Origin of the sequence: Acetivibrio clariflavus DSM 19732, assembly GCF_000237085.1 — a bacterium.
Lineage (GTDB): Bacteria > Bacillota > Clostridia > Acetivibrionales > Acetivibrionaceae > Acetivibrio > Acetivibrio clariflavus.
The window spans coordinates 1,371,992-1,398,471 of record NC_016627.1 but is presented as its reverse complement, the minus strand read 5'-3'; the positions used below and the strand labels follow the sequence as shown (position 1 = coordinate 1,398,471).

The following is a 26,480-nucleotide window of genomic DNA, read 5'->3' as shown; positions in this document are numbered from 1 at the left end:
ATTTAATTTCTAATTTAAACTATTATCTGAAGTATTCAAACTCCAAGTCATACATTCTCACAGTATCTCCCTCATTTATACCCAAATTTTCAAGGGCCTCCACAACTCCTTTTCTCCTGATTGCCCTCTGGAAATACTGAAGAGACTCATAATCGTCAAAATTCGTTGAGTTTACCAATTTTCGCACCCAATTGCCCTCAACGACATAAACATCATTTTCCCTGTATACTTTGAAAGGTTCCTCTTCCTCTGCTGTATATACCACTTCCTCCGCAGTATCATCGGTCAATACGGTGTTAGGCAATTCATCCAGTTTTTGCGAAACATAGTAAATCAGTTCTTTAAGACCTTGTCCTGTTGCAGCAGAAATGGGAAAAACCTCATATCCTCTGGCATTCATCTCTTTTGTAAAGATTTCAAGGTTTTCCTCAGCTCCGGTAATGTCTATTTTATTAGCGGCAATTACCTGCAACCTTTCGAAAAGCTTTTCACTGTACTTCTTCAATTCATCATTTATAATTTCAAAATCCCTTATAGGATCCCTTCCCTCAGAACCGGATATATCAACAACATGAATAAGCATTCTGGTTCTTTCCACATGCTTCAAAAATTTATGGCCCAGCCCCACTCCTTCATGAGCCCCTTCAATCAAACCAGGTATATCCGCCATAACAAAGCTTTTACCTTCATCAACTCTTACGACTCCAAGGTTAGGGTCTATAGTGGTAAAATGGTAATTTGCAATTTTAGGTCTTGCCGCAGATACCATTGAAAGGATTGTGGATTTTCCAACATTAGGATATCCAATAAGTCCGACATCAGCCAAAAGCTTTAACTCTAAAACAGCATAAAACTCTTCCCCCGGCTCGCCGCTTTTGGCAAAATTAGGTACTTGTCTGGTAGGAGTTGCAAAATGCTGGTTTCCCGCTCCGCCTTTTCCTCCTTTTGCCACCACAACTTTTTGTCCTGGAGTCACAAGATCGGCAATTATACGTCCCGTTGTCTCTTCTTTTATAATTGTGCCTACTGGCACTTTTATTATCAAGTCTTCACCGCTGCGTCCGGAACAGTTGGACGAACCTCCGTTTTCACCCGATTCGGCTATATACTTTCTTTTATAGCGGAAATCCTGCAAAGTTCTTAAACCTTCATCGGCAACAAATATAACATCTCCGCCTTTACCGCCGTCTCCACCGTCCGGGCCGCCTTTAGCTATGTATTTTTCCCTATGAAAAGATACCGCACCATTCCCGCCGTCTCCAGCTTTAATATAAATTCTTGCACTGTCAATAAACATTTATTTCAACTCCATTGCCAATGTTTTTCAATAGATGCTTTAAAAATTTCTCAAAATCAAAAAGCAGTTTCAAGAACATTCAGTTCTTCACTACATTATTATAGTATTTCTAATTAACAAATAAAAATTCTGAGACTTTAGTCCTCTAATTTTCCTCTATCTATTAACTCAAAAGCACAAGCAATAAAACTAAAATCCCGGCACTTGCCGGGATTTCCACTGGTCTTGTAATGTTTTATAAATAGAAGCTGCATTTTCCGTTAAACCGGAATAACGCTTACCTGTTTTCTGTCCTTACCTAATCTTGAGAACTTAACTTTACCGTCTACCAATGCAAACAAAGTATCATCGCTGCCTCTACCTACATTAAGACCTGGATGAATCTTTGTTCCTCTCTGTCTAACAATGATGTTCCCAGCTAAAACCGGCTGACCATCACCTTTTTTTACTCCAAGCCTTTTCGATTCGCTGTCACGTCCGTTCCTGGAGCTTCCAACTCCCTTTTTATGTGCAAAAAGCTGCAAATCAACTTTAATCATAGGTTACACCTCCTCATCCAAAACCGTTACATAATCTCCATAAGATAACTCCAACTGTTTGAAACCAACTGCTACGGTCTCAAGTATTATACTGACTTTTTCCTTCAATTCCGGTGAAATGTCAGTAGGTACGGAACAAATCATATATCCGTTCTCTAAGCCGTAGCTTTTAATTCCTGCCAATTCCATAAGTGCATTTATTCCCGTATAGGCTACTGCAGTAACCGCAGCACATATAATGTCTTTTCCCGCTTCGTCATATCCTGCATGCCCATCCACTATATACTGCCAAATAAATCCACTTTTATCTCTTACTATATTTACAGTAATCATATCAATAAATTACCTTAAGCATTTATCTTTTCGATTTGTACTTTTGTATAAGGTTGTCTGTGGCCTTGTTTTCTTCTATAGCCTTTCTTAGGCTTGTACTTGAAAACAATTATTTTTTTGTCTTTACCATGGTTAAGCACTTTAGCCTGAACTTTTGCCCCGGAAACATAAGGAGCACCAAACTCAACCTTATCTCCACTTGAAACAGCCACAACTTTGTCAAAAGTCACAGAAGAGCCTTCTTCCTGAGCTAATTTCTCAATGAAAAGAACCTCTCCTTCCTGAACTTTGTACTGCTTACCACCTGTCTCGATAATTGCGTACATGCTACACACCTCCCTAACCAGTCTCGCCAGCAAAGGCAGCAGTATAAAATATACTGCATTTTACAGCCTACACTGTGCGGCTACCACGCAATTTTATCACAATAATGAATCTATGTCAATCTCCTTTATCTTAATTTCCTGACTGTTAACTTCATCAGACTCCTTTATAACAATTTTTTTATTAAATGTACTCTCTATTCTCTTAATATTATCCCCGTTTTCACCCAATAATACTCTTGCAACCGTCGGATGTACTTCAACCTGAATTGCATTGGCTATTGTTTCTGTAAGATATCTGTTGATTTCTTTTTCAACATTTCTGGCTACCGATTCGGGAGAAAGTATCTTGCCTGAACCTTCACATACAGGGCAATCGCATAACATTATTGAGGCCAAACCTTCTCTTACTTTTTTTCTGGTCATTTCAATAAGTCCAAGTCCTGTCATTCCCACCACTGTTGTCTTTGTGCGATCTTTCTTAAGTGCCTGCTTCAGCGTCTCGATAATCAGCTTCTGATGTTCCGGTTCATGCATATCAATAAAATCAATTATTATTATTATTCCGCCAATATCCCTTAGCCTGAGCTGTTTGGCAATCTCTTTTGCAGCATCTAAATTTGTTCTCAGCACCGTTTCCTCAAGATTATTATTCCCTACATATTTCCCCGTATTTACATCTATAACTGTAAGTGCCTCCGTCCTCTCAATAATAATATATCCTCCGCATTTAAGCCACACTTTCTTGGCAAGGGCCTTTTCTATCATGGAATCTATCTGATAATACTGGTATAAATCAATATTCTTATTAAAATATTCTACTCTTAGCTTCAGAGCCGGTGAAGTCATCTCTACAAGTTCCAATACTTTATAGTATTCCTGCCGGTCATTTATAATAAATTTATCTATGTTCCAGGTAAACATATCTCTGACAGCTCTGTAAATAATATTTAAATCCCTGTGAATACACCGGGGTACAGGACCGCTCTGTTCGCTCTTCTTTATTTTTTCCCACAATTTAACCAAAAAATTAATATCATTTTTAAAGTCTTCCTCTCTTTTCCCCTCAGAAACAGTCCGGACAATCAACCCCATATTCTTGGGCTTTATCTTTTCGGCTATTTTTTTTAATTTTGCTCTTTCCTCTTCATCTTCTATTCTCCTTGATATACCTATGTAATCAGCGTTAGGCAAAAGAACAAGTTGCCTTCCCGGAAGGGTTATATGGGTAGTAACTCTTGGACCTTTGGTTCCTATCGGTTCTTTTATTACCTGCACAGTTATTTCTTGACCCGGTCTTAATATTTCTTCAATGTGATAGCTTTTCACATCGGTATACAAATCTTCCTCATCTTCCGAAAACTCCTTTTGCGATACCGCATCTCCCACGTATAAAAAAGCATTTTTATCATATCCTATATCTATAAATGCCGCCTGCATACCCGGCAAAACATCCCGTACTATGCCTCTGTAAATATTTCCGACCAGTCTTTCAGAATCGTTTCTTTCAATAAATATTTCCACCAATTCTTTGTCTTCCAGAAGTGCTACCCTTTTTTCGATAAGACCCACATCTACAATTATCTCACTAACCATATTACCACCTCATATAGCTAATAGTTCATTATCAAGAGGGGTCAGTGTCCTATCCCCTTTATCGATAAAAAGACCTGAACGATGTATCTTTATAACATCCAAATCAAAACCTGTCCATTCTCCAAAAGCTTGCAATGCCAATTCCGGTTTTAAATTTGCCATGCTTCCTGCAGCAACAAGCAAGGAAAATCCGTAATAGCCTTTTATTTTCTCTCTTTCCTGCAAGCTAAGAGAATGATTTATGTTATTTATATACTCTAAAAGAGCTATATTAGAAAATTGAGCATCTTTATTGTGCTCAACAATATTCCCGTTATCAATATAATACGCATTAAATTTATAAATCATCGGTTTTATATTAACCTTTTTTACTTTACCTTTACTTTCTTTCTGGATTAGTATCTCGCTATTATTCAAAAATTGCTCAATTTTTTCGTTAATTTCATCTATACAAGGATTTTGAGATATAGTTGCCAAAACCTCATAAGAAGCCTTTGAAATTGATGCCATAATATTGGATTTTGATTCCTTAATTCCAGCTTCTAAAATCTCCAATCCTTTGGGCATCTGCTTGTTCATTATCTCAATAAATTGTCTCGGTTCCACATAATCACTAAAGACAATATCTACATACTCTGCCTCACTGGTCACTCCCACGGATAAGGGCAGCCCAAACACAATCTGAGGGTGGGGGTTGAACCCTTGAGAATAGTAAACAGGTAACCCTGAACGCCTTAAAGCCCTCTCAAACATCTTCATCATATCTAAATGGGATATAAACTTTATTTCTTCTCCCCTTGTAAACCTAGCTCTAATACTAATCAAAGCAGATACCTCCACCAAAAACTGTTGCTCCGCATCCGGTACATTTTGCTCTGCAATTTGGAGTAACCTCTTCATTATATGCCTTTTTGTTTTCTTTAATAAAATGTTCCTTGGAAACACCTATATCAATATGATCCCATGGCAGTACTTCTTCAAACTCTCTCTTACGGTTAGCGTAAAAATGAGGGTCTATACCGCATTCGGCAAATGCCTCCATCCATTTGTCAAACTTAAAATGTTCACCCCAACTGTCAAACTTACAACCTTTTCTGAAAGCTTCATACAATACCTTTCCAACTCTTCTGTCCCCTCTTGCAAACACAGCTTCAAGAAAGCTCAATTCAGGATCATGCCAATTATATTTAATGTGCTTGCTTTTAATTTTGCTCTGCAAAAACTTTTGCTTTTCCTTAAGTGTTGCCATTTCATCCTGCGGCTCCCATTGAAAAGGTGTGAAAGGTTTTGGAACAAAAGAAGAAGTACTTATTACAACACTCAATCCCTTTCCTCTGTTTTCCTTAGGAGTTGACATATAGGCATCCACTACCTTATGGCCAAGGTCTGCAATACCACTAATATCGTCAAAGTTTTCTGTAGGAAGCCCAATCATAAAATACAGCTTAACACTGCTCCATCCGCCATTAAAAGCAGTCTTTACCGAGTTTATCAAATCCTGTTCTGTAACTCCTTTATTTATTACATTTCTCAAACGCTGGCTTCCTGCTTCAGGGGCAAAAGTCAAACCGCTTTTTCTGACCTTTTGAGCTTTCTCCATAAGTTCCAGCGAAAAAGAATCAATTCTTAACGACGGCAATGAAAGGTTTACCTTCTTAGGTTCCATATCCACAAGCAAACCTTCCGCCAACTCTTTAAAAGAGCTGTAATCGCTGGTACTTAATGAAGTAAGGGATATTTCTTCATAACCGGTACTGTTTTCCAAAGATTTGGCAAGTTCTAAAAGCCTTTCATGAGAGCGCTCTCTCACCGGCCTATATATATACCCTGCCTGACAAAACCTGCATCCTCGTATACAACCTCTAAAAAGCTCGAGCATAATTCTGTCATGTACTATGCCCATATAAGGGACAATTACTTTCTCAGGAAAATAGACTTTATCAAGATCTTTTATAATTCTTTTCTTTATTTTTTTCGGATATTTCTCCTTCACCGGTTCTATTTTTAAAATTGTATTGTCCTCTTTGTACTCCACTTTATAAAAAGCCGGTACATATATACCTTCAATTTGAGAAATTGCATCCAAAAATTTTTCTCTGGGCAAATTTTGCCTTTTCCAATCTATATATACATCCATTACTTCATTAATTATCTCTTCCCCCTCACCCATCATAAAAAAGTCTACAAAGTCAGCCAAAGGCTCGGGGTTATATGCGCAGGGACCCCCGGCACACACAAAGGGATGCTCTTTTGTTCTGTCCTGGCTAAAAATCGGTATTTGTGCCAAGTCCAACATATTAATAATATTAGTATAACTCATTTCATATTGCAGAGTAAATCCGACAATATCGAAATTTTTTACCAGCTCATGGGTTTCAAGAGAAAAAAGAGGTATATTGTTTTCTCTCATCTTAGCTTCCATATCCACCCACGGTGCAAACACTCTCTCACAGTAAGTATCCTTTCTCTCATTAAGAAGGTGGTATAAAATTTTCATCCCCAAATGAGACATACCTACTTCGTATACATCCGGAAAACAAAAGGCAAACCTTGCTTCGACACCGGAAGGATCTTTATGAATACTATTCCACTCATTACCAATATATCTTGCAGGTTTTTCAACGCTTTGCAATATTTTATCGCTTATTTTTATACTCAAATTATCCTCTCCAAAATAGCATAATGGTTTACTAAAATTCATTTCATAGAGTATATGTGTTCGACAATTTAACAAAATACAACATGTATCATTGACATAAGTTTAACATAATATGATTTTTTACCATATACTTATAATAACCAATTGATGAATTTTTAGCAATAAAAAACTTTGATGTTGAGCAGAACATATTCAATTTATTTAGTATATGAGTTTTTATTCCACTAAACCGGCTTATCAAAAAATTTTTTAAAAAAACTTTGAAATTTAATAATTTCAAAGTTTTTTTAATCTTAATTTAAAAATATTTTTTATTCAACAGTTACCTTTCCATAGGTCGGTGTAATTTGTATCCAAGTCTGTCCTGGATTGAGAACAATTTCATTTCCCTGGCTGTCAAAATATTTTGTCTGTTCGGTCCTCGACTTTTTAGACCATTTAATATCAATACACTTGCCGTTGGTAATAAAATAGCCTTCTCCGCTTCCCACTGTATTTACTTCCTGCCTTCCGGCGTCATCACCTTTAATGGTATAATTCGATACCTTTTGTATAATAATGTTTTTGGCAGTCAGCTGCTCATTAGTTATCCTTTCCATATGAGGCTTGCCTTTTCTGAATCTCAAATAAAGTTTTCTTGATTCATCATATTTAAAAGAGCAGTCGTAACTTGATGTATATACTATATTTACATTTATAGCACTCCTGCCATCGGTAAGATCATAATCCTCTTTGGAATACTTGAAGGCTAAACTCTTGTCAGTGGTAGTTCTGTATTTAACTTTTTCCACATATCCCTTTACCTTTTCCATTGAAGTGTAAGAATCCTGCCAATTCTTTTTATCGTTCGTCAAATCCCAGAACACTTCACCACCGTTTGCCACACCGTTTATATTATTTATTTTATAATTTTTTATATCCTGCATAGCCTTCGGACTATAGCCAAAATGAACATAAATGGCATCATGTTCCATAACATAATCTATAAAATAGTGCCTTGAACTTCTTACCGGGCCAATCATAGCGGGGTTTTTATCCCAGAATACAGGCATTAATCTGGTTGTACCGCCCTCTACTATTATTTCATAAATAATCTGTGCAAGGTACAATCCACCCTGGGGCAAAGGTCTTGTCCCCTCATTGTCAATCATAACTGCATAAGGCCTGATTCCTTCCGTCGGAAAAGTAAAATTCAAATCGCCTATTTCCTTTTCCGTTTTGTTTTCATCTTCTTTCTGTTCCGGGGCTATAGTTTCTTCAGGAGGGGTAACAGTCTCCACCGGTGTCGGTAAAGCAGGCGTATTTTCAGCATCCTTAACCGAGTCTTTCCTGTCGCTGCATCCCCCAAATATAAATAATGTAACTAAAGCCAAAAACAAAAAAGAAACCTTTTTACAATTTTTATTAATCATATAAACCCCCATTATCATAACTATTATGCAATGTATAATCTTTCCACAAAACATATGCAATTTATCGGTTTATATTTCTCTGTCAAAAAATAATGCTTTGCCTATTTATTTCTACATGGGTTATGAAAATCCTTTATCCGGGAAATAATTCATGAAAATAAAACTTTAAAGCCTTGATTTTTTTCTGTACAATCACTTTTTTATCAACCAAAAGCCGTGAATTGAAAAACTCCCTGTATCTTAATATCGGATCCAGGGAGTTTTTGCTCATTTTTCATAACTAATCTTCAAAATCAAATTCATCTTCCATTCTCAATTTGAACTCTTCAAAAACAGCCTCAAGCTCATCATCATCGTCAACGCTTACAAAACTATCTTCTTCCTCGCCGTGTTCGATTTTAAGTATTACAACTTCATCAATATCTTTTTCTTCCTCACTTTCCTCCACAGGAAGAAGAACCACATACTCATTTCCGTTAAGCTCGACAGTGTCTAGATGTTCAAATTCAACCTCTTCACCGTTCTCATCCACCAAAACAACTACATCATCTCTTTCTTCTGACATAATTTTTTACCTCCTGTTCAGCATTATAAATACTAATTATAACATAGACCTCAAGAAATTCCATTACTTATTTATGTTAAAATTTAGTTTTAATTAATATTTCATATAAACTTATTTTTTAAATCACTAATATTAGTCTTCTCTGATAATTTTATTCTATTCCATCAATTTTAAATTTTATATTCATTCTTTCAAAGCCATTGCGTCTAAATATCCCTGAAGAATGTAAACTGCCGCAATCTGGTCAACTACCTGTTTTTTCTTTGATTTTTTTACTCCCAGCTCATGCATAGTTTTGTTTGCAGCGACTGTACTTAATCGCTCATCCCACTTAATAATCGGAATTTCTTCAACTTTACTTTTCAACAACTCAATGAATTCATCAGTTTTTTCTCCTCTGGGACCGATGGTCCCGTTCATGTTCTTGGGAAATCCCACAATAATTTTCTTAGCATCATAATATTTTATAATCTGCAGTATTCTTTCAATAGGCTCTTCTATATTATTTTTCCAATTGATAGTTTCAACACCTTGCGCTGTCCATCCAAGAGGGTCACTTACTGCTATTCCTATTCTGCTATCCCCATAATCTATCCCAATTATCCTCATAAACCCTCCAAAATACCTTTGTGTTTTATTGTTTATCAACTGATAATAAAACCCATTTCAATACATTCAATCTTTGCCATATATGTAGCAATGCAATTCTTTTGAATCTTTTTCAATTATCATAAATGTTTAGCAAACTTTTATTGCAAAACAGGAACATGCACTTGCACAATATCCGCATAAAAGGCATTTCTCTTCTATTACCTTAGCTTTATTGTCCTGTATGTAAAGAGCATCCTGTCTGCACCTTTCTACGCACCTTCCGCATCCTTCACACCAATAGTCAATATGGAGATGTTTTTTTCTTCCGGCAACTGAAGACCTGATATCTTCCGGAACAGGTTCATTATTAAACACGCATATATTCATTATAACCTCTTCAACAGATTGCATTCCAACTGCAATGGAGTCAATATATGGTATATTCAGCACGAAATCCATACACTCACTGTAAGATTTCAAAAGGTTTCCCCCACCTAAAGGCTTCATACTGTATATACCCTTTCCGTTATCATGCGCTCTCTTTACAGCTGCAAGCATGTCTTCTATTGTTCCGTCGCCAATTCCTATTCCGGCCTTATTAACCAAAGGATGAATGACTTCTACTTCAGGCATATCGGCACAAGCCTCAACTACTTCCACATTATGAGTAGATACTCCAACAGCTCGAATAATTCCTTTTTCCTTCATTGAAATATAGTATTCAAGAGCCTCACGATGGCCTTTGAGAGTTAGACGGCTTTCTTGTTCATGAAGCAAAAAAATATCAATAACATCGATATCCAATTCTTTTCTGGCTTTCTCCAGGCTTGCTTTGGCACCTTCAGTAGAATAAGCATAGGATTTTGTAGCAATGATGGGTTTTGATTTTGATTTCTTAATGGCTTCCCTTATGTAGTCATATGTTCCATATAGCTCTGCTGTATCGATAAAGTTTACGCCGCGCTCTAAAGCAGCTAATATCACATTTACTCCTTCATCCAAAGGCAAGTTCGCTTGAAGCGGCCCGATAATCAATCCTCCAAAACACATTCTCGACACTTCAAGTCCGGTATTCCCGAGTTTAACATATTTCAATTTTCTGCACCAACCATTCCGTTTTTACCGTTCCTAAATTTTATCCATTCCTACTTATAAATGTTTTTTATCATCACAGAAATCAAGATCCCTCTATAAAAGGAGAAATTTTTACTATAAAAAAATAAATTTTTATTTTAATAATTTTCTTTACAAAAGGTTATAAAAAATTTTAATTCATCTTATTGGAAATGCTACTAAAAAACCCCGTATTTTATACGGAGTCTTCCTTGCTATTCTCTTCCAAGTAAAATCTAAGAATTTCTTCAAGCAGTTCATCCCGCTCTAATTTTCTAATTATGCTTCTTGCATCCTGATGATTAGTTATATAAGTAGGATCGCCGGATAATATATAGCCTACAATTTGGTTAATCGGATTATAGCCTTTTTCTTTGAGAGCTTTAAATACAGAGAAGATTACCTCCCTCGCCTCATTCACCTTTTCATTTTCAACATTAAACATCATGGTCTCGCCGTTTGCCATAACCAATCACTCTCCTGCATAAAGGATGGGACCTGAAAATCTAAATGCTTAGAATTTTTATGTAATTAGCCCACACATATATAGTAATACAAGAGTTTAATTTATGCAATACATTTCGAATTTGATTACTCTTTATTATCTGGGTAAAATTTCGTTTGGCGTACTCGAATATGGCATTATCTCAACTTGTTAATATCATTCCCTTGACATAATCCTCAACAGCTTCAAGCAACTTAACTTTGAGTATCTGACCGTTTAGATAGGACTCGCCTTCACACAATACTTTTATATAGTTTGACGTTAATCCCTCTATTATCCCATCTCTATCCTTTACATCCTGTTCAAATAAAACATCCATAATTCTACCTTCAAATCTCTTATTAAACTCTCTGGTCATTCGGGCAGACAGTTCAAGTAAAATATTGCTCCTTTCTTCTTTCTTTTGCGGCGATACTTGATTTTCAAAATTAGCTGCAGGAGTTCCTTTCCTCTGCGAATACTTGAAAACATGCATTGCTGCAAAATTTATCTCTTCAAGGAATTTGACGGTTTCATTAAACTCCATATCGGTTTCTCCCGGAAAACCTACCATAACATCGGTTGTTACAGCAACATCTTCTATAGAGCTTCTTAAGAGACTGACTGCCGAGCGATACTCCTCAGTGGTGTATTTTCTATTCATACGCTTAAGTGTGCTGTCACATCCGCTTTGCAGGGATATGTGAAAATGCGGGCAAAGCTTTCTTAACCTACTTATCTCATCCACAAATTCGCGGTTTACGGTTGTGGGCTCAATAGAGCCGAGTCTGATTCGTTCCACCCCGTCAATTTCATGTACCTTCTTGATAATGTCAAGAAGAGAAGTATTTTTTAAATCCTTTCCATAGGATGCTATATGGATACCCGTCAGAACTATTTCCTTATATCCGTTCGAAACCAATCTGTTTACCTCATCGAGAATATATTCAACGGAACGACTTCTTATTGGTCCCCTTGCATAAGGTATTATGCAATAGGAACAAAACTGGTTGCATCCCTCCTGGATTTTAATATACGCCCTTGTACGCTCCTTATATACTTCCACTCCCAGTTCTTCAAATTCTCTGGTTTTCATAATATCTTCAACCAGATTTACTTTGTTCATACCTTTTTCAATCAGATTTATCTTCTCTATAATTTTACCCTTATCTTTAGTCCCAATAACAAGATTTACTTCAGGTATACCCAAAACTTCATCGGGAGATACCTGGGCATAACATCCCACTGCCACAATTATTGAGTCTTTATTGCTCTTCTTGGCCCTTCTGATCATCTGCCTTGACTTTCTGTCACTTAAGTTTGTAACAGTACACGTATTTATTATGTAAACATCCGCAACATCTTCAAAGTCAACCACTTCATATCCGTTTTTTCTAAATATCTCCGAAATAGCCTCAGTCTCATATTGATTAACTTTGCATCCCAATGTATAAAACGCAACTTTTTTCATAACTTCCCCCAAACTTTTATGTAAACTCCATTTCAAACAACCATCCACTTTACTATACAACAAATTCAAGCTTATTAACTTATTCAGCAGCTTAATGACTTATGACAATTCGACGGACCAATCCTATATAACCAAACAGCCGGCAATTTCAATCAATTTACTTTTATAGGAACAGTCTAAAATATAGTATACAAAAATATTTTTAAAATATGTTTTAACATATCGCATAAAATCATAAGAAAATTTTAGCAATATCACAATTGACTTGCAACTATAAACAGGATAATATATATAATAATAGGTGGTAAAACATTCGAAAAAAGGAGGAACTCTCATGAAATCATTCAATATTTCATTAAAATCAATTACCGATGTTAAGGATTTTGTGAATATAGTAAATAAATATGACTTTGACATCGATTTGACTTCAGGCCGTTATGTTGTTGATGCAAAATCCATCATGGGTATTTTCAGTTTGGATTTAAGTAAACCAATTAAAGTTGACGTGCATTCAGATGATTGTGACGAATTCTACAATGAAATCAAGAATTTTATAGTATAAAACATTTTTATAGTATTGAACACTTTTAACTGAAAAAGGCGCACAAAAGGCCTCGGAATGTTCAGTTCCAAGGCCTTTATTTTATTAATCCCGCCTTAAAAATAACTCTATTTTGTCGATATCTTTTTCCGACAACACTGTAATTCCATTTTCTTCAAGAACATCGGCAGTAACACCGTTACCGTCTATCAAATTTCCTGAAAAAGTTCCGTCATAAATCTTTCCTTTTCCGCAGGAAGGACTTTTTGATTTCAATATTGCCAGCTTAATATTAGTCTGCTTTGCAATATTAAGGACTTCCTTTGCTCCTTTTACAAAATTTTCTGAAACATCAACGCCGTCTTTCCGCATTACTTTTGCTTTCCCGCAAAGTACATCCCTTCCGCTTCCTTTTTGTATTTCAGCAGGCAGTCTGGGAGTTGGACATCCTCCGAGCTGCTCGGGACAAACGGGTATAAGATTATACTTTGAAGCTAAAGCTTTAATTTCACTGTTATAGTTGTTTCCCCCGTTATATTTGCAATTTACACCTAGTAAACAAGCACTTACAAGTATATTTTCTTTTTCCATATAACTTCCTTCTTATAAATATTGTTTTCAAATGCAGAACCTATAATCTTTTAATTCTTATTCTTTCTTATTCTTCCTGATTCTTCTTTCCTTTCTTTTTACTCTTTTTTTCAGACTTCTTTTCAGACTTCTCCTTTTTTTTACTGGACTTTTCTGCCCGTTTCTTTGCCTTGTCTTTTTTCTTGCCCTGTATATGGTCCAATATCTCTTTATCGGCAGCTTTAGCTTTGCGTTTTCGCTTAGGAGTTTCTTCCTCAAGTATTTCTATATCGCTATCCATCGCTTCTTCAGCATCTTCGTCCTTATAAAGGGTAAATTCGATCCTTCTGGCACCAATATCGGCTTTTACAAGCACTACTTTAACCACATCGCCTATGCGGTACACTTTACGTGTTCTCTCTCCTATAAGGCAATAATGTTTGTCATCGAAGGTATAATAATCGTCATCCATATCACTCATTCTAACCAAACCTTCAACGGTATTGTCCAGTTCCACAAACATACCGAAGGATGTAACGTTGGATATAATACCTTCAAACACATTGCCTTCAAATTGCTTCATATATTCAACCTTTTTAAGGTCCTCCGTGTCTCTTTCCGCTTCCTCGGCCACCCTTTCCCTCTCGGAACATATCCTGGCTATTTCCGGCAGTGCATCTACAAGATACTCTTCCCTTTTTTCATTCAACTGACCTTTTAAATACTCCTTCATTATCCTGTGAATAATCAAGTCAGGATATCTTCTTATCGGAGATGTAAAGTGGCAATAGTATCTTGCTGCCAATCCAAAATGTCCCACGCTCAAATGTGAATATCTTGCCTTTTGAAGAGACCGCAGCATAACAGTACTTATAATTCTTTCTTCCTTAGTGCCTTTTATCTTTTCAAGCAAATCCTGAAGCGCTCTGGGATGAATTTTGTTTATACCTTTCAAGGTATAGCCGAGATTGTGAACAAACTCACTAAAACTTTCTATTTTATCGGTATCCGGGTCTTCATGAACCCTGTAAACAAAAGGAACATTTGCCCAGAAAAAGTGCTCAGCTACTGTTTCGTTACACACCAGCATAAATTCTTCAATAATCTTATTTGCTATGGTTATTTCATACCTCTTTATATCAATCGGCTTTCCGTTCTCATCAAGCAAAATCTTTGCCTCATCAAAATCAAAGTCAATGGAACCTCTCTGCATTCGCTTATTTCTAAGTATCAGAGCCAGTTCTTCCATTGTCTTGAAATCTTCTACCAGATAATCGTATCTCTTGGAAAGTTCCTTATCCTTTTCAACAAGGATCTTATATACATCGGTATAAGTCATTCTTTCATTGGTTCTGATTACACTTTCAAAAATCTCATGGTCAACAACTTTTCCGTTTGAATCTATTTCCATCATCACAGTGAAACTGAGCCTGTCCACTTGTGGGTTAAGGCTGCAAATCCCGTTTGAAAGCTCCTTTGGAAGCATGGGAATAACCCTGTCCACAAGGTAAACACTTGTTCCCCTCTTCAGAGCTTCCTTGTCCAAAGGCGAACCCTCGGTAACATAATAGCTTACGTCAGCAATATGAACACCAAGTTTATAGTTGCCGTTGGGAAGTCTTTCTATCGATACCGCATCATCAAGGTCTTTGGCATCCTCTCCGTCAATAGTAACCATACGAAGATCTCTTAGGTCCCTTCTTCCTTTTATCATTTCTTCGGTAACGGCTTGCGGTATAGATTTAGCTTGTTTAATAACACTTTCAGGGAATTCTTCCGGGAGATTATGCTGCTTTATAATCGACAGTATATCTGTTCCCGGTTCATCTTTATCTCCTAATATTTCAATTATCCTTCCCTCTGCATTTCTCCTTTTTTTCGGCCACAAAACTATTTCGGCAATGACCTTCTGACCGGACTTTGCACCGTTTATTTCATCCTTGGGTATAAAAATATCTCCCGATATTCTTCTATCGTCAGGTACCACAAAACCAAAATATTTACTGCTTTCAAAAGTTCCGACAACTGTTTTGTTGGCCCTCTCAAGTATTTTGATTATTTCTCCCTCTGCACTCTTATCTCCAATGACCTTCTTATTAATTCTTGCAATTACCCTGTCATTATGCATTGCACCATTCAATGAATCGGCAGAGATAAATATATCTTTTATATTCTCGTCATCAGGAATAACAAACCCGTATCCCCGTTCATTTCCCTGAAGTCTTCCGACTATCAGGTTCATTCTTTCCGGTACTCCATATCTGTCTTTTTGGGTCTTAAATATCTTACCTTCTGCTTCCAATTCATCCAAAACATTTTGAAATAACGGAATATCCTCTTTAGGCACATCCAAAACCGTTACAAGCTCACCAAACAATAAAGGCTTATAGGCATCTTCCCTCATAAATGCCAAAATACGTTCTTTTCTTTCAAGCATCGTGTCAATCATCTATCCACAATCTGCTGCAGACCTTCCGCAGCATTTCCTCCTTTTATTTTTTTTATTGTTTATACAGAACATTTATAAATGATATAAAAAAACCAAGATTAATAGATAAATCTATCTAAACTTGGTTTATAAAATTCGACATATATATTATTAACACAAAAGATAAACATTATCACTAATTTTTTCATCTATATGGACTGTACAGCTTTTATAGAAAGCTTAACGAATTCTTCAAGTGCTATACCTAAATTTTCACAAGATTTAATCTGTTTTAACTCTGTATCGTTTATAAAACCTTCCTCGTTAATTTTTTCCATAACAAATTCCACAGTCAAATCTTCCACTTTTTTCGACGGAAGTGCTGCTGTACAAGCACTCATAACCACAGCCATAGGACTTGCGCAATAAAGAGCTTTGTCAATCTTTCTTTTCCTTTCAATTTTATGATAATCATTATGAGCCTTTATAGCATAAACAATAGAGCTTTCAACATCAAGGGTCTCTAATATTTCTGCACCAACCAAACCATGTTTTGCAGGGTCTCCAGCTGTTTTATCATAATCGATATCATGAAGCAATCCAGCTATTCCCCATTTATCAATATCTTCTTTAAAATAAAAAGCCAACTCTCTCATAATAGCTTCAACTGCAAGAGAATGTCTAATTAGATTCTCACTCTTCAAACGACCTTTCAATTCTTCAAGTGCTTGTTCTCTTTCCATGGAAACCATTACCTCCAATTTGTATGCTTTTTAGACACGGAAACAAAACTATTGTAATAAAACAGCTCAGACTTCAAACTAAAGTCCGAACAACTAACATAAAGTTGTCCCACATATATATTACTAAAATAAACCTATAATTACAAGAAAAAATAAAGTTATTGAAAAAATTTAGAAAAAATAGATATAAGAATAAAATTCCAATTTCAAAAAAGCCGGCAAAATGAACGTTTAAAACCCGTCAAAGTGATTTATTGAACTGTTTAAAGAAAATAAAAGGTGCTAACTAAATTTTGTCACATTTAGTATGTAAATCATGACCACCCGTAAAACGGGTGGTTTGCTCAGCCCTATAAGGGCGTGTTACCGGCCAGCGCCTAAAGACGCTGGCTTTCACTTCGTTCAAGCCACTTTGCCTTTGTCACTTTTGCAGTCCCTAAAGGGACGAACTTATTACCAACTACCCCTTAAAGGGGTCTTCATACTCTTTCACACTTAACTTATCTATCATTATGTCATGTTTATATTGCTCTTGTATGTATTTCTTAATTGTTGCTTCATTTAGTCCTACTGTACTTACATAGTATCCTTCCGCCCAAAAGTGTCTGTTCCCAAACTTATATTTTAAGTTTGCATGTCTATCAAATATCATAAGTGCACTTTTCCCTTTCAAGTATCCCATAAAGCTTGATACACTCATTTTGGGTGGTATGCTTACTAACATATGTATATGGTCTGGCATCAAATGTCCTTCTATTATCTCGACTCCTTTATATTTGCATAGTTGTTTTATTATTTCCCTTATACTTTGTTTGTATTGATTATAAATTATTTTTCGTCTATACTTAGGTGTAAATACTATATGATATTTACACATCCATTTAGTTCGTGCTAAACTGTGTTCTTTGTTTGCCATTAAAATCACCTTTCCTTTTGTTATTATAGTAGCTTGAACAACTCTATTATAACGGAAAGGTGATTTTTTTGTATAACTCCTGTCTCGCACCCGCATAGCGGGTGGTTTTTTGATTCACACGCTTTGCGTGTGAATCAGGCTAAAGCCAATAATAAAATAAAACTGTGGAATTCCACAGTTTTATTTACTATCATCAAGCATTCATCATAATCTGTAAAACAATTGACGTTATAAGAAAACCTATAGCTGCTACTGCAGTCCATTTGCTTAACATAGCATCTATTGTTCTACCTTTATTCTTTCCAAAGAAAGTTTCTGCACCACCGGCTATTGAACCTGACAAACCTGCCTGTTTAGCTGATTGTAAAAGCACTATGACTATCAACGATATGCAAAATATTATGTGCAATATGTTAACAGCTATCTGCATGCCAAAAACACCTCCCATGAAATCAACAAATTAATTTTAGCATACAGATTATGAAAATACAAGCAAAACATAAATATTTTTAGCACAAAGGTTACTTTCCATTTTTTAACATTTACAGCTATTTATTTTTCAAATTGAACCAGGCATTAATTCCCAAATAACGGCTTGATCCACCTAATTCTTCTTCAATTCTTAAGAGCTGATTGTACTTTGCAACACGGTCGGTTCTTGACGGTGCTCCGGTCTTTATTTGACCTGCATTGGTTGCAACAGCTATATCGGCAATAGTGGCATCCTCCGTTTCACCGGATCTGTGGGATACAACTGCGGTATAACCGGCCCTGTTAGCCATTTCAATTGCATCTAATGTTTCAGTCAAAGTACCTATTTGGTTTACTTTAATAAGTATGGAATTTGCGACGCCCAAATCAATACCTTTTTTTAGCCTTGTGGTATTGGTAACAAAGAGGTCGTCACCTACCAGCTGTACTTTCTTTCCTATTTTTTCAGTCAAAAGTTTCCATCCATCCCAATCCTCTTCCGAAACACCATCCTCCAATGAAATTATCGGATACTTGTTGACAAGTTCAGCCCAATATTCAACCATTTCTTCGCGGGTCTTTTTTAATCCGGTCTTCCAGAAGAAATAAGTACCGTCTTCCTGATACATTTCAGTTGCAGCTGCATCTATGGCAAGTCTGAAATCATCTCCCGGCTTGTATCCGGCTTTCTCAACCGCTTCCAAAATAACCTGTATAGCTTCTTCATCGGTTTTAAGATTAGGAGCAAATCCGCCTTCGTCACCCACTGCAGTACTATAACCTTTGTTCTTTAATACCGCCTTTAGATTATGGAACACTTCAGCACACATTTGAAGAGCGTTTCTGAAACTGCCTGCCCCAACAGGCATAATCATAAACTCCTGTATGTTTACACTGTTGTCCGCATGTTTTCCACCATTAATAATATTCATCATAGGTACGGGAAGAGTTTTGGCATTAACACCGCCAATATACTGATAAAGAGCCAAACCGATAGCTTCAGCAGCTGCTTTTGCCACAGCAAGTGAAACACCTAAAATTGCATTTGCACCAAGTTTTGATTTATTGGGTGTGCCATCTAAACTAATCATCAACGTATCAATAGCCACCTGATCAAATACATTCATTCCTTCAACTTCAGGAGCTATTATCTTATTTACGTTTTCAACGGCATTTAATACACCTTTCCCGAGATATCTCTTTTTGTCTCCATCTCTAAGCTCTACTGCTTCAAAGGCACCTGTAGAAGCTCCTGAAGGAACGGCAGCTCTACCCAAAAAGCCTCCCTCTGTAACAACTTCCACCTCAACTGTTGGATTTCCTCTAGAATCAAGTATTTCTCTGGCAAATACGTTTTCAATTCCCAAATATTCCTTCATACCACATTCTCCCTTTCCATTTATTGTTATGCAAAATGTGCTTAGTATATTTTATCCAAAAAAACTTACATTCAAACATAATATTTTGTCCTGGCTTTAAGTCAAATTTTAAGGTTCTTTTCCGAACACAAGCTTTCCGGATACATAGAGAGTTACTTTATTCCAGGAAAAATATGTAGTTGACGACGAATATGAATAATCATTTTTTTGATTATACTGACTCCAGTCATTTTTTGCAAAACCAACCGACAGTTCCACACTTTCGCCTGCTCCAATTTCACCGGCTGCATCGCTGAAACTTATCTCTAAGTAGCTGTTTGCATTGTTCTTATCGTTGTTTAATTTAGCAAAACTTCCAATCACATTACTGGAACCTTTTGTAAAATAATCGCACCAGAATGTCTCAGAGGCATTTCCCTCTTTTGTGTAGTAATATCTTATTTTTATATTAGATAATTTTACTTTTTGATTTCCTTTATTAACAATCGTAAACATCGGATAAATTGTGTCAGTATTGACATTTGTTCTGCCATTCTTGTATTTAAGTTCTATCTTTGTTTCAGCCTTTGGCGGCTCAACAACAGGCTTTGGCGAAGGCTTTACCGGTTCAGCTGTTTTTACCTGCACCGTCTTTTTAGGTGTTGGCGTTGGATTTTGCTTTGTGGGTGAAGGTTTGGGAGTAGCTGTGGGGGAAATTGTTGTTGGTATAGATGTTGGCGTTGGTATTGGTGTTAGCGTAGGTGTTGCTGTTTCCGTCGGTGTAGGTTCAGGTGTCAACGTTGGAACTACTGTCGGTGTTGGAGTCTGTAATTGCGTCGGTGTAACCTCAGGTTCCTTTGTTGTCACTATAATTTTTGTCGGTGTGGCTTCTATTATAGAAGCATCCGTACTTGTTTCAGTCTTTTTATTTTTACTGCTAAAATTGGCAAACACTAATATTATTACAACAAATAAAGAAAATAAAAATAATCCTATTATTCTTCTCCTTTTTCTTACATTATAAAACCATTTCATAAAGTCCCCTCACCACTGTATAAATTTTTATTTAAAGTATAATTATACTATTTCACTTAATCATTATCAATAAATAGGCATTTTCAAAAAACTATGCAATCATTATAAAAAATATGTTTTCTTTACGGTTAATTTTCAAAATTCAGTTATTTACTTAATTTAATTACATCACATACGATTAAAAACCTTCCTTGTAGTACAGAGAATGCCCTTATCAAAAAAGATCTGCATAAATATACAGTAAGCATTTCCCGGTAAATTTTCAATTTTACAATTCTCTGCCACAATAGGGACAATAATTAAATTCTGCAGGCACATCGGCTTTACAATTTGAACAATACTTGAAAGGCCAAAAATTGTTAACACGTTGAAGATTTTCTTCCTTTATTTCAATATCGGAATTTTTCTCAAATTCCTCACCAACTTTAGGATCCAATTCATAAAGGCTGCCACAGCATGAAGTTTTTACCATATATTTGATATCCCATCGAAAAATCGGTATGAAAAATATATGAAAATATCTGTACAACTTATGAATTTCATATCTGCCCAATTTTTCACAGGATGGACATATGATATTATTACAAGTCCCTATATATTTATCTTTATCTTGTATTCCAAAAAACGCTATAAAGAACATATGTCTCACTTCCCACCTTATTGTCCGCTTATATATGTCCTTCCAAAAATTCCACAATATCCTTAGCTTTTGGTGGGCAGCCCTTTACATATTTTTCAAATTCTGAAGTACATGTACCGATACCCAAACCGTCACACTTTTTATTTTTAAAGTTTTGGCCAATGTATAGTTTTTCATTCAATTTATTCAAAAGACCTTTCTCATATAGCCTTTCCAACGCATAAATAAGACTTCCGCAGCATGCCGAACATGCACTGTCCTCTATAATATATTTCGAAAACTGCTGAACTTTTTTGGACGGTTTTATTTTTTTTGTTCCACTGTCCTTGTTCAATTCAGCAATATCGGCATTTTCCAAGTCGGCAGTACCTACACCGATACTTTCAGCCATAGCAATATACTGTACATCCTCAATACTAAAGCCCATCAACTGTGCTGCATATGCATCTATCAGCACAGGATCTTTTCCTGCAATTATCCTGTTCATCTGAACCGGATTGCCGCCCTCTTCAAAGTTGAGGTCACCATTCATGCTATCAACAATTATGAGATCCTGTTTTATAAGTTTGTTCAAATATGCTATAGGTTTATGCAAACCCATGGTATGAAATTTTCTTTTCTCAAAATCGGGTATACAACCCTTTATATTCTTTAAAGCGCAGGTTATATTAGTCTGGCAGTGGCCTTTCAGTACCGGTACATTTATTAAATAATCAACCTTTGTAATATAGTCGCAAAGGTTTATCTTTATGCCATCTATTTCATATGCCTTATACCCATCATTTTGAAGGTCAATTAGAGGAACATTATATTTCTTCGACAAATCCTCATATCCGCATACTTTAAATGCTTTTGATGTCCTGTCCCCTACCCATGAACCTTCCATAATTACTATATTATCATGCCCTTTTGTTTTTAAATATTCAATAATTCCTTCCACTATTTCAGGCGAAGTTGTCGCACCTGAACTCGAAGGTTTCGCTACAACGAGATTCGGTTTAATCCCGACAAGCATGTTTTTATCTATTTCAGCTTCAGGTTTTATGACTTCAAGTAGCTCTTTAATCATTTGCCTGGGATTATCTCCGTAAATAATTCGTATTCCGTTTTTACCTTTCACGGTATATCATTCCCCCATATTCTGCACAGAAAATCCAAATTTGTATTATTCCTGTCATTCACAATATTCTGTACTAAAAACTATTATTGGGCCAAGGACTAATACTTATTTTGCACGATAGTCCATACCCATATATTTGTTACCGCTGCGCAATTCTTCAATCATTTGATTTATACGTTTTTCTCTTGTCTCCGGTCTTTTAGCTTTTAATATCCAACCCAAATAATCATTTTGCTGATATGGTGGTCTCTTTCGATATAACTCCATTAAGTTCTCCTTGATAAGCCGTTCTTCCACATCTTCAGGCATTGGATTAATCGCTCGTTTTAATTTGGAATAATCCACCATACTATGCACATCTCCTTTTCTTCCACAAAAACTTAAATGTCCAATTCTTAAAAAAATTAGTCTAAAGTTTGCGGATATAATTTTTATGCTTAAGACTGTTGAAAAAATTTAATTCTTAATGCTTATAAACATTTCAATTATTAACTTTCGCTTAAACTTAGTATGTTTATCATGCAAAAGTAAAACTCAATTTGCTTTCTTTATTGACAAACACCTGTTATCATCCTAAAATCATATTAAAAACAGCATACTTTGACTATTTTAGATATAAAAAAGATTGGCGGGATTAAATTGTTGAATCTTACTTTAAAATATGCACTATTTGCAATTATATCAATAATAGGAAATTTTTCAACACAGCAGTTGTGCCTTTCGCTCTTTGACTCCTTTGCTTTTCTGGACAGCTTTAAAAATTTAAATATCTTTGGCCTTTTAAAATTTAATCTTGTTCTGATGGCCGCAATCTTTATGGGTACATTGGTAGGGTTGATAATTAAGTATATTCTGGATAAAAAATATATCTTTAATTACACAACAGAAAGCAAATCGGAAGATGCAGGAAAATTCATTATGTATTCTTTTATGGGCATATTTACCACAGCAATATTCTGGACTTTCGAATTGGCATTTGACAGCATTTTTGACCATCAATATGCTAAGTACTTAGGTGGCTTAATTGGCCTCACCATAGGGTATATTATAAAATATAATCTCGATAAACGTTTCGTTTTTAACAAGGCTAATTCCCGATAATATTGTTTTTAGGTTAATTTCTCAATGTATATCTATCAGTTGTACAATTATGCTATGATTTAAATATAATGAAAAGTCTGATATATAAAGCGAGGTGCTTTATAATTCAATGCGTGATATGGCAAAAATACAACAATTAGTAGGCAATATCACAGAGCAGGATTTGGAGTGTGTAGAGTGCTATGTTTCAGAAAATATGGGGATATTTATTCCCAGTGTTGGATTTTGCAAATACGCTATAACTCCTTCCCATACCCATCCATCCTATTCATTTGTGATATTCCATGAAAAAGAACAAAGCTTTCTTGACTGTAACATTGACATACCCGATGATCATTACCTCGCTTATATGATCAAACCCGGAATACCTCATGAAGAAAAAGTATCAGACAACTTTGTAAGATACATAGCCCTTTGCATTGATAAAGATTATTTTGAAAACATTTATCAAAAATATATTTCCGGAACTACCGACTTTATCAATGACTGGATACAATTTACCATTAACCACGAAGTTATGGTATATATAAAAAAATCAACTTTCGTACGTGAATAATGTGCACTGAACATTGAAAAATCAATAGATTTGGGCAATAAAAAAGTACAAGAACCCCCTTCTATGTGATATAATAGAAGTACCCAAACCCTATTAAATCGACAATTTGGAGGTTCTTGAACATGTCTATTGTATCACAGAAGGTTAAGGAAGAAAATAGATTTTCTTTGACAGTTGATAACTTTTTCAAAATGTTTTCTGTAGGCTATCTGTTAAAAAAGTCAAACGCATATAAAGATAAAGGTATTCCTTGTCTTACGGTATTCAAAGTACTGTTTGAACTTGTTTTTACAGGCAAAAATCTGTTTATGAACTATAAAGCAGAAAGCTTTGATATACCATTTGCAAGGGATGTGGTCTACAGATTCTTAAATTCCATACATATCAACTGGCAAAGATTTTTATATTTGCTTTCTGCAAAGGTCATAAATCATCATATCGATAGATTAACGTCAGATGAACGGGTTGATGCCTTTGTAATTGACGATTCCTTCTACAGTAGGACAAGAAGCAAGTCAGTTGAGCTTTTAAGTTGGGTCAAAGATCATGCTGACGGCAATAAGAATAAAAAAGGCTTTCGTATGCTTACACTTGGTTGGACAGACGGTAATTCATTTATTCCTGTGGCCTTCAACCTTTTAAGTTCAACAAATCCAAGGGTTTGCATTAATCCAGCGAAAAATACTATAGATAAAAGAACCGTTGGTTTTAAACGCCGACAGAATGCCTTAGCCACTTCACCGGAATCTGCTCTGTCTATGCTGGAACAAGCAGTTGCTACCGGTATTAAAGCAAAATATGTTTTATTTGACAGTTGGTTCTCCTTTCCGGCTACTATTATCAAAATTTGTAAGATGAATCTTAATGTGATAGCTATGGTAAAGGATACTCCCAAGATTTACTATAACTTCAATGGTGAAAAAAAATCATTGAGAGAGATATACCGAACTGTCAGGAAACGTAGAGGAAGATCAAAATACCTTGCTTCAGTTATGGTAGAATTACACGATAAAGAAGGAAACCACATTCCGGCAAAAATTGTCTTTGTCCGTGACCGAAGAAACAAGAGTAAATGGCTAGCTCTCATATCTACAGATACTAGTCTTCCCGAGACAGAGATAATCAGGATATACGGAAAACGCTGGGACATAGAGGTATTCTTCAAGATGTGTAAGTCATACCTTAAGCTGGCTAAGGAATTTCAAGGTCGTTCTTATGATATGATGGTTGCCCATACAACTATTGTTTTTTCAAGGTACATTATGTTAGCGGTTGAGAACCGCAATAATACTGATTTACGCACTATTGGTACTTTGTTCTACTATTGCTGCGATGAACTTGAGGACATTAAATTCCATGAGGCACTGCAGCTTATAATAGAGGCTTTAAAAACTACTTTACAGGAAAAACTGCTTTTGACAAAGGAAACAGTCAACGAGTTTCTCAACTACTTTGTCACTTGTTTGCCTGTTCATATCAAGGCAAAGCTATCAGTTGTTTCCTGCGAAAGTTGATTAAATAACAAAATTATACCGAATACACTAAGCAGTATTGCCGGTATTATGTATAACAAAGCCTTAAAAATACCTTTCAAGTTTTAAACCTCCCATATTCATTGGACCAAGATAATTTACATTTCAAACTTCTAATCAAGTAACCTGTCCATTGGAATAAGTTTTTTTACATATTATTTATAGCCTTGCAGAATAAAAAATTTTGTTTTATTACTAATAATATAGCAATTAAGTCCTTCTATCTCAATATTGGTTTATATTCGGAAATTCTGCTTTATTTTTTATTAATCCCATATGATGTACAATTACCGTTGTCATTGTAATAATATTTCGCAATACTTTGCCCACTTTCAAAACCGGGTTTGTATTAATTCCGCCAATTTAGATGAAACTTTCAAGTTTGATCATAGGACGCGTCCGGCAAAAACCGAATATATTTACGACAAAAGTAAATGGTTGATTTCGACAATGGAGCCACTTAATAATACAGAGCCTCAGACCTATGATAATTTTGAGAAAGATAAAAAAAAATGGATAGAAGAAGCAACAAAATTGTATATAAATATAATATAATGAGAAGGGTTGTAGAAGTCTACGATTCAACGGAGCTAAAATCCAAGCATGTATATTAGTTAAAACAAACTAAGTAATTACCTACCCTGTCTATTACTAAAAATTTTGCCTCCGTTTAATCCATTTGTAAAATATAAAACACCAGAAGAAAAATTTATTGGCTCTTTCTTAAGTGGTGAATGGAGAGATAATGCAGGTGATAAAATGAACAAGTCATTTGTTGAAGGTTATAAAAATATAGAAAATGATTTTGGATATTGACCATCATTTCATAATGATATTATTGAAAAGATAGAAATAACCAAGGAAGGAATTATATTCTACATTAGAATGCAGACTTGTCCAAAAGGTATGAATTCGTATCCTAGAATTAAACTAAAGTCTTGTAATGTTGAGAGATTTTATTTGGAAGGCGAATTATATGGATGTGCAAGTATTATTTTTGACATGGAATCGAAAAAAACAGATAACTATATTGAAACAAAAATATCGTCCTCTCTAGGAGCTAACGGGACAATATGTTCTAAAAAA

Annotated in this window: 27 protein-coding genes; 4 read left to right on the top strand and 23 right to left on the bottom strand. The window is 35.6% G+C overall.

Going from position 1 to position 26,480, the window contains the following annotated elements:
• Window positions 1-22 precede the first annotated feature (22 nt).
• The 13 genes from obgE to mtaB all read right to left on the bottom strand — a co-directional run bounded on the left by obgE (window position 23) and on the right by mtaB (window position 12,383).
• Window positions 23-1,297, bottom strand: coding sequence for a GTPase ObgE (gene obgE, locus CLOCL_RS05915; RefSeq protein ID WP_014254489.1), 1,275 nt, complete (start codon window positions 1,295-1,297; stop codon window positions 23-25).
• Window positions 1,298-1,557: 260 nt separating this feature from the next.
• Window positions 1,558-1,836: a 50S ribosomal protein L27 gene (gene rpmA / locus CLOCL_RS05910; RefSeq protein ID WP_014254488.1), complete on the bottom strand. Its 279-nt coding sequence runs from the start codon at window positions 1,834-1,836 to the stop codon at window positions 1,558-1,560.
• Window positions 1,837-1,839: 3 nt separating this feature from the next.
• Window positions 1,840-2,169 (bottom strand): ribosomal-processing cysteine protease Prp, encoded by a 330-nt coding sequence (locus CLOCL_RS05905; RefSeq protein WP_014254487.1) that lies wholly within the window; start codon window positions 2,167-2,169, stop codon window positions 1,840-1,842.
• Between the two features lie 14 nt (window positions 2,170-2,183).
• Window positions 2,184-2,495 (bottom strand): 50S ribosomal protein L21, encoded by a 312-nt coding sequence (rplU, locus tag CLOCL_RS05900; RefSeq protein WP_014254486.1) that lies wholly within the window; start codon window positions 2,493-2,495, stop codon window positions 2,184-2,186.
• A gap of 96 nt (window positions 2,496-2,591) precedes the next feature.
• A complete protein-coding gene (locus CLOCL_RS05895; protein WP_014254485.1) occupies window positions 2,592-4,088 on the bottom strand; it encodes an Rne/Rng family ribonuclease in 1,497 nt (498 codons plus the stop codon).
• A gap of 9 nt (window positions 4,089-4,097) precedes the next feature.
• Window positions 4,098-4,913: a TIGR03936 family radical SAM-associated protein gene (locus CLOCL_RS05890; protein ID WP_014254484.1), complete on the bottom strand. Its 816-nt coding sequence runs from the start codon at window positions 4,911-4,913 to the stop codon at window positions 4,098-4,100.
• A complete protein-coding gene (locus tag CLOCL_RS05885; RefSeq protein WP_014254483.1) occupies window positions 4,906-6,747 on the bottom strand; it encodes a TIGR03960 family B12-binding radical SAM protein in 1,842 nt (613 codons plus the stop codon). Before CLOCL_RS05885 ends, CLOCL_RS05890 begins: the two co-directional genes overlap by 8 nt.
• A gap of 311 nt (window positions 6,748-7,058) precedes the next feature.
• Entirely contained in the window at window positions 7,059-8,159 is a 1,101-nt protein-coding gene (locus CLOCL_RS05880; RefSeq protein WP_014254482.1) for a DUF3048 domain-containing protein, read from the bottom strand.
• Between the two features lie 280 nt (window positions 8,160-8,439).
• Window positions 8,440-8,724: a DUF1292 domain-containing protein gene (locus tag CLOCL_RS05875; RefSeq protein ID WP_014254481.1), complete on the bottom strand. Its 285-nt coding sequence runs from the start codon at window positions 8,722-8,724 to the stop codon at window positions 8,440-8,442.
• Window positions 8,725-8,907: 183 nt separating this feature from the next.
• Window positions 8,908-9,333 (bottom strand): Holliday junction resolvase RuvX, encoded by a 426-nt coding sequence (ruvX, locus tag CLOCL_RS05870; protein WP_014254480.1) that lies wholly within the window; start codon window positions 9,331-9,333, stop codon window positions 8,908-8,910.
• A 129-nt stretch (window positions 9,334-9,462) separates the two neighbouring features.
• On the bottom strand, window positions 9,463-10,410 hold the full coding sequence (locus tag CLOCL_RS05865) for an aldo/keto reductase (RefSeq protein WP_014254479.1): 948 nt from the start codon (window positions 10,408-10,410) through the stop codon (window positions 9,463-9,465).
• A gap of 214 nt (window positions 10,411-10,624) precedes the next feature.
• Window positions 10,625-10,894, bottom strand: coding sequence for an IreB family regulatory phosphoprotein (locus tag CLOCL_RS05860; protein ID WP_014254478.1), 270 nt, complete (start codon window positions 10,892-10,894; stop codon window positions 10,625-10,627).
• A gap of 181 nt (window positions 10,895-11,075) precedes the next feature.
• Window positions 11,076-12,383 carry a tRNA (N(6)-L-threonylcarbamoyladenosine(37)-C(2))-methylthiotransferase MtaB gene (gene mtaB, locus CLOCL_RS05855; RefSeq protein WP_014254477.1) on the bottom strand — a complete coding sequence of 436 codons (1,308 nt, stop codon included), beginning with the start codon at window positions 12,381-12,383 and terminating at the stop codon, window positions 11,076-11,078.
• 334 nt (window positions 12,384-12,717) lie between these two features.
• On the opposite strand from mtaB, the gene CLOCL_RS05845 reads away from it, so the two are divergent.
• A complete protein-coding gene (locus tag CLOCL_RS05845; protein ID WP_014254476.1) occupies window positions 12,718-12,945 on the top strand; it encodes an HPr family phosphocarrier protein in 228 nt (75 codons plus the stop codon).
• A gap of 84 nt (window positions 12,946-13,029) precedes the next feature.
• On the opposite strand, the gene CLOCL_RS05840 is transcribed toward CLOCL_RS05845, so the two are convergent.
• The 10 genes from CLOCL_RS05840 to CLOCL_RS05795 all read right to left on the bottom strand — a co-directional run bounded on the left by CLOCL_RS05840 (window position 13,030) and on the right by CLOCL_RS05795 (window position 22,553).
• A complete protein-coding gene (locus tag CLOCL_RS05840) occupies window positions 13,030-13,515 on the bottom strand; it encodes a 2-thiouracil desulfurase family protein (RefSeq protein WP_014254475.1) in 486 nt (161 codons plus the stop codon).
• Between the two features lie 67 nt (window positions 13,516-13,582).
• The gene (gene rnr / locus CLOCL_RS05835; protein ID WP_041715489.1) at window positions 13,583-15,931 is read right to left on the bottom strand and encodes a ribonuclease R; all 2,349 of its coding nucleotides are present in this window, start codon (window positions 15,929-15,931) and stop codon (window positions 13,583-13,585) included.
• Window positions 15,932-16,131: 200 nt separating this feature from the next.
• Window positions 16,132-16,665: an HDIG domain-containing metalloprotein gene (locus tag CLOCL_RS05830; protein WP_014254473.1), complete on the bottom strand. Its 534-nt coding sequence runs from the start codon at window positions 16,663-16,665 to the stop codon at window positions 16,132-16,134.
• 460 nt (window positions 16,666-17,125) lie between these two features.
• Entirely contained in the window at window positions 17,126-17,581 is a 456-nt protein-coding gene (tnpA, locus tag CLOCL_RS05825; protein WP_014253709.1) for an IS200/IS605 family transposase, read from the bottom strand.
• Between the two features lie 193 nt (window positions 17,582-17,774).
• On the bottom strand, window positions 17,775-18,011 hold the full coding sequence (secG, locus tag CLOCL_RS05820; protein WP_014254472.1) for a preprotein translocase subunit SecG: 237 nt from the start codon (window positions 18,009-18,011) through the stop codon (window positions 17,775-17,777).
• 118 nt (window positions 18,012-18,129) lie between these two features.
• Window positions 18,130-19,431 (bottom strand): phosphopyruvate hydratase, encoded by a 1,302-nt coding sequence (gene eno, locus CLOCL_RS05815; protein ID WP_014254471.1) that lies wholly within the window; start codon window positions 19,429-19,431, stop codon window positions 18,130-18,132.
• 108 nt (window positions 19,432-19,539) lie between these two features.
• Window positions 19,540-20,445 (bottom strand): cellulose binding domain-containing protein, encoded by a 906-nt coding sequence (locus CLOCL_RS05810; RefSeq protein ID WP_014254470.1) that lies wholly within the window; start codon window positions 20,443-20,445, stop codon window positions 19,540-19,542.
• Between the two features lie 268 nt (window positions 20,446-20,713).
• A complete protein-coding gene (locus CLOCL_RS05805) occupies window positions 20,714-21,085 on the bottom strand; it encodes a zinc ribbon domain-containing protein (RefSeq protein WP_014254469.1) in 372 nt (123 codons plus the stop codon).
• A 28-nt stretch (window positions 21,086-21,113) separates the two neighbouring features.
• Window positions 21,114-22,154, bottom strand: a complete 1,041-nt coding sequence (locus tag CLOCL_RS05800; RefSeq protein ID WP_051411398.1) for a DUF362 domain-containing protein — start codon at window positions 22,152-22,154, stop codon at window positions 21,114-21,116.
• A gap of 156 nt (window positions 22,155-22,310) precedes the next feature.
• Entirely contained in the window at window positions 22,311-22,553 is a 243-nt protein-coding gene (locus CLOCL_RS05795; RefSeq protein WP_014254467.1) for a YdeI/OmpD-associated family protein, read from the bottom strand.
• Window positions 22,554-22,844: 291 nt separating this feature from the next.
• On the opposite strand from CLOCL_RS05795, the gene CLOCL_RS05790 reads away from it, so the two are divergent.
• The 3 genes from CLOCL_RS05790 to CLOCL_RS05780 all read left to right on the top strand — a co-directional run bounded on the left by CLOCL_RS05790 (window position 22,845) and on the right by CLOCL_RS05780 (window position 25,376).
• The gene (locus tag CLOCL_RS05790) at window positions 22,845-23,306 is read left to right on the top strand and encodes a GtrA family protein (protein ID WP_014254466.1); all 462 of its coding nucleotides are present in this window, start codon (window positions 22,845-22,847) and stop codon (window positions 23,304-23,306) included.
• A gap of 109 nt (window positions 23,307-23,415) precedes the next feature.
• A complete protein-coding gene (locus tag CLOCL_RS23060; RefSeq protein WP_014254465.1) occupies window positions 23,416-23,862 on the top strand; it encodes a hypothetical protein in 447 nt (148 codons plus the stop codon).
• Between the two features lie 122 nt (window positions 23,863-23,984).
• Entirely contained in the window at window positions 23,985-25,376 is a 1,392-nt protein-coding gene (locus CLOCL_RS05780; RefSeq protein ID WP_014254049.1) for an IS4 family transposase, read from the top strand.
• Window positions 25,377-26,480 lie beyond the last annotated feature (1,104 nt).

Bases quoted from the DNA above. Each gene is read 5' to 3' on its own strand.
- rpmA (WP_014254488.1), bottom strand. From the start codon at position 1,836: ATGATTAAAGTTGATTTGCAGCTTTTTGCACATAAAAAGGGAGTTGGA.
- ruvX (WP_014254480.1), bottom strand. From the start codon at position 9,333: ATGAGGATAATTGGGATAGATTATGGGGATAGCAGAATAGGAATAGCA.
- rplU (WP_014254486.1), bottom strand. From the start codon at position 2,495: ATGTACGCAATTATCGAGACAGGTGGTAAGCAGTACAAAGTTCAGGAA.
- obgE (WP_014254489.1), bottom strand. From the start codon at position 1,297: ATGTTTATTGACAGTGCAAGAATTTATATTAAAGCTGGAGACGGCGGG.
- CLOCL_RS05780 (WP_014254049.1), top strand. From the start codon at position 23,985: ATGTCTATTGTATCACAGAAGGTTAAGGAAGAAAATAGATTTTCTTTG.
- CLOCL_RS05880 (WP_014254482.1), bottom strand. From the start codon at position 8,159: ATGATTAATAAAAATTGTAAAAAGGTTTCTTTTTTGTTTTTGGCTTTA.
- eno (WP_014254471.1), bottom strand. From the start codon at position 19,431: ATGAAGGAATATTTGGGAATTGAAAACGTATTTGCCAGAGAAATACTT.
- CLOCL_RS05800 (WP_051411398.1), bottom strand. From the start codon at position 22,154: ATGATTAAAGAGCTACTTGAAGTCATAAAACCTGAAGCTGAAATAGAT.
- CLOCL_RS05875 (WP_014254481.1), bottom strand. From the start codon at position 8,724: ATGTCAGAAGAAAGAGATGATGTAGTTGTTTTGGTGGATGAGAACGGT.
- CLOCL_RS23060 (WP_014254465.1), top strand. From the start codon at position 23,416: ATGCGTGATATGGCAAAAATACAACAATTAGTAGGCAATATCACAGAG.
- rnr (WP_041715489.1), bottom strand. From the start codon at position 15,931: ATGCTTGAAAGAAAAGAACGTATTTTGGCATTTATGAGGGAAGATGCC.
- CLOCL_RS05860 (WP_014254478.1), bottom strand. From the start codon at position 10,894: ATGGCAAACGGCGAGACCATGATGTTTAATGTTGAAAATGAAAAGGTG.
- CLOCL_RS05905 (WP_014254487.1), bottom strand. From the start codon at position 2,169: ATGATTACTGTAAATATAGTAAGAGATAAAAGTGGATTTATTTGGCAG.
- secG (WP_014254472.1), bottom strand. From the start codon at position 18,011: ATGCAGATAGCTGTTAACATATTGCACATAATATTTTGCATATCGTTG.
- CLOCL_RS05845 (WP_014254476.1), top strand. From the start codon at position 12,718: ATGAAATCATTCAATATTTCATTAAAATCAATTACCGATGTTAAGGAT.
- mtaB (WP_014254477.1), bottom strand. From the start codon at position 12,383: ATGAAAAAAGTTGCGTTTTATACATTGGGATGCAAAGTTAATCAATAT.
- CLOCL_RS05805 (WP_014254469.1), bottom strand. From the start codon at position 21,085: ATGTTCTTTATAGCGTTTTTTGGAATACAAGATAAAGATAAATATATA.
- CLOCL_RS05795 (WP_014254467.1), bottom strand. From the start codon at position 22,553: ATGGTGGATTATTCCAAATTAAAACGAGCGATTAATCCAATGCCTGAA.
- tnpA (WP_014253709.1), bottom strand. From the start codon at position 17,581: ATGGCAAACAAAGAACACAGTTTAGCACGAACTAAATGGATGTGTAAA.
- CLOCL_RS05840 (WP_014254475.1), bottom strand. From the start codon at position 13,515: ATGGAAAAAGAAAATATACTTGTAAGTGCTTGTTTACTAGGTGTAAAT.
- CLOCL_RS05830 (WP_014254473.1), bottom strand. From the start codon at position 16,665: ATGGAAAGAGAACAAGCACTTGAAGAATTGAAAGGTCGTTTGAAGAGT.
- CLOCL_RS05895 (WP_014254485.1), bottom strand. From the start codon at position 4,088: ATGGTTAGTGAGATAATTGTAGATGTGGGTCTTATCGAAAAAAGGGTA.
- CLOCL_RS05810 (WP_014254470.1), bottom strand. From the start codon at position 20,445: ATGAAATGGTTTTATAATGTAAGAAAAAGGAGAAGAATAATAGGATTA.